7 protein-coding genes are annotated in these 6,837 nt (G+C 69.8%); 3 read left to right on the top strand and 4 right to left on the bottom strand.

Features of this window, described 5'->3' with window-relative positions; translation table 11 throughout:
- The 4 genes from HCK00_RS23730 to HCK00_RS23715 form a co-directional block, all read right to left on the bottom strand.
- Positions 1 to 1,275: hypothetical protein (locus HCK00_RS23730; RefSeq protein WP_168104073.1), on the bottom strand; the 1,275-nt coding region annotated here is incomplete at its 3' end.
- Positions 1,272 to 1,913 carry a WhiB family transcriptional regulator gene (locus tag HCK00_RS23725; RefSeq protein WP_168104072.1) on the bottom strand — a complete coding sequence of 214 codons (642 nt, stop codon included), beginning with the start codon at positions 1,911 to 1,913 and terminating at the stop codon, positions 1,272 to 1,274. The genes HCK00_RS23730 and HCK00_RS23725, both read right to left, overlap by 4 nt.
- A 155-nt stretch (positions 1,914 to 2,068) precedes the next feature.
- A complete protein-coding gene (locus tag HCK00_RS23720; RefSeq protein WP_168104071.1) occupies positions 2,069 to 2,758 on the bottom strand; it encodes a zinc finger domain-containing protein in 690 nt (229 codons plus the stop codon).
- A gap of 2 nt (positions 2,759 to 2,760) precedes the next feature.
- A complete protein-coding gene (locus tag HCK00_RS23715) occupies positions 2,761 to 3,654 on the bottom strand; it encodes a helix-turn-helix domain-containing protein (RefSeq protein ID WP_168104070.1) in 894 nt (297 codons plus the stop codon).
- A gap of 705 nt (positions 3,655 to 4,359) precedes the next feature.
- Between HCK00_RS23715 and HCK00_RS23710 the strand changes: the two genes are divergently transcribed.
- The 3 genes from HCK00_RS23710 to HCK00_RS23700 all read left to right on the top strand — a co-directional run bounded on the left by HCK00_RS23710 (position 4,360) and on the right by HCK00_RS23700 (position 6,837).
- The gene (locus HCK00_RS23710; protein ID WP_168104069.1) at positions 4,360 to 4,800 is read left to right on the top strand and encodes a helix-turn-helix domain-containing protein; all 441 of its coding nucleotides are present in this window, start codon (positions 4,360 to 4,362) and stop codon (positions 4,798 to 4,800) included.
- Positions 4,801 to 5,160: 360 nt separating this feature from the next.
- Positions 5,161 to 5,631: a hypothetical protein gene (locus tag HCK00_RS23705; RefSeq protein ID WP_206320799.1), complete on the top strand. Its 471-nt coding sequence runs from the start codon at positions 5,161 to 5,163 to the stop codon at positions 5,629 to 5,631.
- 12 nt (positions 5,632 to 5,643) lie between these two features.
- On the top strand, positions 5,644 to 6,837 hold the full coding sequence (locus tag HCK00_RS23700) for an MAB_1171c family putative transporter (protein WP_168104068.1): 1,194 nt from the start codon (positions 5,644 to 5,646) through the stop codon (positions 6,835 to 6,837).

The following is a 6,837-nucleotide window of genomic DNA, read 5'->3' as shown; positions in this document are numbered from 1 at the left end:
GGTGTCGGTCGGTTCCCGGTCCCCGGTGGGGTCGGTCCCCGTGTCGGTGTCGGTTGGTCCCCGGTCCCCGGTGGGGTCGGTCCCCGACTCGGCGCCGCTCGGCCCCTGGCCCGCGGGGGTTTGAGCAGGCACTTCGTGCGACTGTTGGCCGGTCCCCTCGTTGCTGCCTAGGGACCTGTCGGTCCCCGGCTCAGACGCTTCGGTCCCAGCTTGTGTGCTCGCGGTCCCCGCCTCACGGTCCCCGGATGTTGGGACCGTGCTACCGCCGGGTGCCGGGTCGGTCCCGGGGACCGGTCCCCTCTCTTGTGCGGTCCGGTCCCCGGCCGGGTTGGCGTGGGGACGGGGACCGTCGCTGGGGACCGCGGCCTTCAGCGCGGCGGTCCCGCCGATCGTTTCGGGGACCAGACTTGCTCCGTCGGAGTGCGGGGACCAGGGGGAGGGCAGGGGCATGGTGGCGAGGGCGAGTGCGTGCCGACGGGCCGCGAGCTGGCCGAGCAGCTGGGCGCGCTGGGCAGGGTCCGTCCCGACCGAGGCCCGGCCGATCGCCTTCGAGAGCCGCCGCGTAAGCCGTCGACCGCCTCGGCCTTGTTGCTGCTTGGGAGTGCGTTCGGCGAGGCGGGCGGCGAGGGTGACGGCACGGGCAGTGGCGCGGTCGCGGGTGATCTGTGCGGCGTCGCGGTCGCGTGCGGCGATGCCCAGGCGGGAGAGCAGACGTTCGCGTGCTTCCCGCCCGAGGGTGGCGATCAGTCCGCGGGAGGCGGCGCCCGGGGTGCGCTGGCGCAGTTCGATGCCCATGGCGAGGTGCCACAGCACGGCCGCCAGGATCGGGCCGACGAAGGCGCGGACGGTGCCGCCCACGAGGCCGCTCTCGGCGTAGGCGGGGATCACCTGCACTCCGGTGATGACCCAGACCAGGGTGCCCGGCATGCCCGGTGCCCCTTGGATGGCCAGGTTCTGCCGCGCCATTAGCGCGGTCGCGAACAGCGCCAGCTCGGCGGCGGCGAACATGCCGGCCCGCTCGGCGGTGCCGGCCATGTCGAGGTAGTCGGCGGCGAACCGCCAGCTCGTGTCCGCGCTGTAGATGGTGCATCCGAGCGCGGCGAGGGCGGCGACCGTGACTGCGGCGCTCCCGGAACGTTTCTTCTGCAGGCCGGCTCCCCGACGGAGGATCGCCCAGCCGGTCAGGGCCAGGGTCAGGGCGGCGACGGGGATGCCGACCGCGAGGAGCACGGACAGGTCCGGGGCGGCACCGAAGGACAGGGAGAGGTGGGTCATGCTGCCTTTCCGAGAGGGGCGTGCGCGGAGGTCGACTTCACCGGGCGGGACACCGGCTGTTCCTTGGCGTGCTGGCCGGTCGGGGGCTTGCTCGTGGACGGCTTCGACTGCTTCCGCTTCTTCTTCCTCGGGGGCACGCCCAGGGTGAGGTCCCGGTGGAAGACCTTGTGGGCGGCCTGGGTGAGCAGGTCGCGGGCGTGCTTGTGGCTGATCTGCAGGGCGACCGCGAGCCGGTCGGCACGCCAGCCCCGGGCATAGGCGTGATCGACGACGACCTTCTGCTCCTTGGCGGTGAGGTGCACGTCACGGCCGTTGAAGAACGCGATCACCCGGCTGTAGTCGAGGCGCTGGGGCAGCCCGTCGTGCCATGGGCGGCGTTCGGCCTCGGTGAGCCCGCCCCAGATGCCCTCCTTCAGCACGTTCTCGAGGGCGAAGTTGAGGCAGTCCCGCTTGACCGGGCACTGGGCGCACAGCTCCTTGGCCTCGGCGATGGCTTCATGGTCCCGGGGCAGCGGGAAGAAGGTTGCGTCGGCGTCCTCGGGGTCCATGCCGTGGCACACGCCATGCGGCTGCCAGCTGGTGTCGCCGATGCCGCGTAGGCCGGTGGCCGGCGCGTTGTGGGTGGTGATGGTGCGCAAGTCTGTCTCCGATGTGCTGGCGCGTCGGCCGGTCAACTCCGACGGTGGGCGGACGCGGCGTCAGGCGTCGGCCGCGGCGCAGGGCGGGCGCCGCAGCCGGACAGGACGGTGGTGTGCGGTGGTGCGCCGGGCGGGGTGCACCGAGGGTGTGCCGGTCAGGCCATCGCGGGCTGCTGGACCCGCGCTGCGGCGAGGTCGACGCGTCCGGGGTGCGGGGTTGCGCGGGGCGCGGTACCGCGTGCACCGCCGTCGGGGCCGATGCGCCGACGGCGGCACGGCTCGCCGACCTGCGCGTGGCACCACTCGCAGCGGACGCTGAGGAAGTCCGGCTGCCCCTGGGCGACAGCGGCCTCGCGGGCCGCGCGGGCTGGCCGGTAGGGGGCGAGTTCGGCGCGGACGGCATCCGGTATGTACCGGCCGATCGCCTTGAGGTGCCCTTCGAGGCCCGGGTCGCCCCGGCCGCTGGCGATCTGCCGGTACGTCGTGGGTGCTGCGGCTCCGGAGGCAACGGCGTGCCGCGTGCGGACCAACTCGGCGGTCCATGCTGCCTGGTCGTCCGGGTCGGCGGTGGGGGTGGGATCGGTGTGACGCTGAAGGCGGTCACGCCGGTAGCTCTCCCACGGGCGGGCGATGTCCGCGGGCAGGATCTGGTACGGCGAGAGCCGGATGTGCTGGCGGGCGGCGACGCGGGCGTCCCAGCCGTGCGGCGTGGCCATCGGCACGTCGCCAAGCAGCTCGTGCCACTGAGCGAGCTGGTCGCGGGCCTCACCCTGGTCGGTGCGGATGGTGCGGGGGTCGAGTCGGCCGATGTACGCCAGCAGGGCGGCGATTTCGCGACGGTCCATGGCTACTCCGTTCCGGTCGGCTCGTCGAGGGCAGCGAGGAGGGCGGCGGTGTGCGCCTCTGCGCGGGTCATGCCGGCTGCCAGGGCCGGATCCTTTCCGGGCAGGGCGTAGAGGTTCGGGCGGCCTGGGGCGTGCTCTCGGGCGACCCAGGCACGCCAGTCGGCAGCCCAGGCGCCTGCCGGCCGGGGCTTCCAGGCCGCACGGTGGGCGCGCCACTTCGCGTCGGCGGAGCGCAGGCCGTCCTCCCCGAGGCGGGCGAGGTGACCTTGCTGGCGGGCCCAGGCGTGGGTGGCTGGGTCGACCTGCCATGCGCTGGCTGAGGTGACGGCAGCACTACTGCTGCCATTACGGTTCACCTTCGGTTCACTACGGTTCTGGGGGTCGGAATCCGTTCCCTCCGAGGGTCGGAATCCGGCACGTCGGGGGGTCGGATTTCGACGTGAGGGGCCGGAATCCGTACCGGTCGCATTCCGGCGTGAGGGGCCGGAATCCGTACCGTTCTTGGGCCAGATTCCGTACGGCCGAAGCTCCTCGATCCTCAGCTCGGGCACCGGGTGCGCCTCCGGTGCTTGGGGGATCTCCGCGGCCGGGTCCTTCTCCTCGTCGGCCTTGACCCTGGCCAGGAACGCGGCGGCGAGGGGCAGGCGGTAGACCGTGGTCCGTTGCGGGCCCTGGAGGTCGTCGCGCTGCTCCAGCTCGCCGCTGGTGATGAGCTTGTCGAGGGCGTCGCGTACCGCGGTACGGCTGGCGTTCGTACGCTCGATCAGGCTGGAGAGGGATGCCCAGGCGGCGCACTGCTCGTCGGGCACCCGGTCGGCGATCGACAGCAAGACCAGGCGAGAGGTTCCCCGGCTGGAGCTGTGCTCCCACACCCACTCGCGGGCGTCGCTGCTCATCGGCCGCTCCCGGCCGACAGGAGGGAGGTGTACGCCGGCGCGGTGGCACGGGTGCGCTCACGCCCGAGGCGGGCGGGCGCGGGAAAGGGGGCGGCTGCCGCGCAGGCCAGGCCGTCGGGCCTTTTGCGCAGGGCAGAGCGCATGTAACACTCTCCTTTGGTGTTGCCACGCTGAGACGCCCCGTGGAAGGGATCAGCGTGGTGATGGTGGCGATATCCGCCCTTGCCGGGGCGGTTTGTGCCGTGAAGCGTTCGGCGTCCGGGAGTTGCCGCTCTCGGGCGCCGTCGCTGTATGCGGGCCTACGAGGCCCGGAGTGCGCGCATGCCGGTTGCTCCTTGTGTTCGTCGTGCCGGGCGGGCTGCCCAGGGGACGACGAACATACGCACGACTCTGTGTCAAGATCCAGACTTGGTTCTTAAACCCTGTAGAAGTCGCGCGCCTGGCGGGAAGCGGGGCGGACCGTTGCCCGCAGCAGGGGACGGTGCGAGTCCTTCTCCGTCATCACCTTGACGGAACACGGCGTCCCCCTCCCGTCGGAGCGTCGAAAGCGCTGCCTGCGCATTCGCACCAGTCGATGCAGCTGCGATGACAATAGACCAGTGAAGATGGATCACGTCAACTGGCAAGAATGGAATCGTTGCGCCTGGCGGTGTATCGTTCACGCCAGTCGAAGAGCCCCTGTGAGTCACCGAAGGATGGGCCCGTATGAGCGAAGGAGCGCCGGCGAAGCAGCGCACCCTCGCGGAGAAGCTCGACCACCTCTTCAGGACGGTCCACCCGAAGAACCGCGGTGAGTACACCTACGAAGAGGTGGCGCAAGCCATCCAAGAGGCGGGGGGCCCCACCATCTCGGCGAGCTACATCTGGACCCTTCGGAAGGGCAAGAAGGACAATCCCACCATGAAGCACCTGGAGGCCCTTGCCGGCTTCTTCGGTGTCGCTCCCGCCTACTTCTTCAATGACGAGTCCTCTGAGCGGATCGCTGCCCAGCTGGAACTGATCGAGACCATGCGGAACAACGATGTGGTCGAGGTCGCCACCAGGGCCTCCGGCCTGTCGGTGGAGACCCTAAAGACGATCAAGGGATTCATCGAGCGGGCCCGCCAGCTGGAAGGGCTAGCTGACGGTGAAGCATCCAGCGAGTGAACGGGACGTGACCCGGGGTGTGAGGGTGCGGCCCGACGGAAGAAGTGGTGCAGGTCACTACGGGGAATCTGCCTGCGTGGTTCGCGGCGGAGTGCTCCCGGATTGCCGCGCAATTCAGCCTTGATCAAGTGATGCCGAATCAGGCGGATTTCTTGATCATTATTGCGTTGAGCTCAATTTGAGCATGCTGCTGGCATATTTCCTTGTGGCTTGCCGTATCGTTCCTGTGCCGGAATGTTGGGTTCCGGCGCCGCATCTGCCGCGGACACGTACAGCGCTACCTGCGGAGCCGAGTTGCCCTTGCGTAGTCGAAGAGAGCAGCCGGGCGACGGACGTCAAGACCGCCCGGACATCGGGGACGTGCTCGCCTCGATCGACATCCCGGACCCATTTGACGTGCAGGTTTTCTGTGACCGAATCGCGGCGCAGCGCGGTCGCCCGCTCCACCTGCACAGTGTCCCCGGCATCTCCGGCAGCGATGCCCCCTGCGGAGTATGGATCGCCACCGAGAAGGCCGACCACATCTTCCACGAGGCGGCGACAAGCCCGCTGCACCAAGACCACATCATCCTGCACGAGATCGGTCACATGCTCCTGGGCCACCGCTCGATCCTCGACGGCGTCCAGACAGACGGCGGCGGTTTGTTCCCCGACATCGACCCAGACACTGTGGTCAGTCTCCTCACTAGGACCAGCTATGGCACCGAGGACGAACGGGACGCCGAGCGTCTCGCAGGGCTGATCGCAGGCAAAGCCGCCACCTCCCGGACCAGCAAGACGCCCCGCAGCAGTGTCCTGCGGCGCCTGGGCGACGCGCTCAGCGACTCGTAAGAGTGCCCTGGAATGATCGACACGCTTTGTGCGGTCCTGCTGTGGCTGGTCACCGCGTGGCGCACCCCGGCCGCATGGCGTAAGCCGAGCAAACGCGTCTTGTGGAGCGCCTTCCTCGCCCTGGCTGTCGCCATGACGCTCAGGCTGTCCTCCATCGCCGCCCCCATGGACGCTGCACTCGGCGTCAACAACTTGAGCTCTCTCGGCAAGCACCTCAGCGGCATCGTCGCGGCGCACTCAGTGCTGACCTTCGTCCACAACATGGCCGAGGAGAAGGCAGCCGGCCTTAAGTCCTCCCGCCTCCACCTAGTGGTCCCGACCACTGCGGCAGCCATCATCACGGTGCTGTTCATGGCCACTCCGCAGCCGCACGAAGCGGTCGATCTGCTGACCGAGTACGCCACCGACTGGCGCATCGCTGCCTATGGAGGGGTGTGGACGGCGTACCTCGGGGCGGCGCTGTTCAGCGCCTCCCGGCTGTGCTGGCGCTGGGGCCGGCAGCCCGGCACCGGCCTCCTCGGCCGTGGCCTGCGCCTCACGGGCATCGGAACGACCATCGGCATGGTCTACGCCATGCACCGCGTGGCCGCCGTGGTGCTGCGTTTTCTGGGGCAGAGCCCCCTTTCGGCCGGCACGACTGAAGCGATCAGCGGTCTGTTGCTCTTCAGCGCGCTGCTCTTCATCGTGATCGGTAGCACGCTGCCCGCCGCCGGCCGACTGCGCCGCTGGAGCCGTGAATACCGCGACCTGCTGCAGCTGTACCCGCTCTGGCTCAGCCTCACGGACGCCGTACCCGACGTTCGTCTCGACCCGCCCAGGCGATGGGCCTCCGAGATTCTCCGGCCCCGTCACGTTCACGACCGGCTGTACCGCCGCACCATCGAGATCCGAGACGCCGTGCTAACCCTCAGCGAACACGCCCCCAGCGCGCTGCGCGACCGGGCCCGCGCCCACGTCGCGGCCTCCGGCCTCATCGGTGCCCAAGCCGACATCGCAGGCGAAGCCTGCTGGATCATCGGCGCCCAACAAGCCCGGCAGCACAACGAGCCCTCGTCCGGCGAGCCGCTTCCCCCCGCCAGCGGCGGCCGAGATCTGCCCAGCGAGATCCACGCGCTCAAACAACTTGCCAGGGCCTACGACTCCGACCTCACCCGTGCATTCGCCGCCAAGCTCGACCACGCCCGAACGCTGGAGACGACACAGTGA

Origin of the sequence: Streptomyces zingiberis, from assembly GCF_012034935.1 — a bacterium.
GTDB classification, from domain to species: domain Bacteria; phylum Actinomycetota; class Actinomycetes; order Streptomycetales; family Streptomycetaceae; genus Streptomyces; species Streptomyces zingiberis.
Note: the sequence above shows the minus strand (reverse complement) of the source record. Positions and strands in the feature narration are given on the sequence as shown.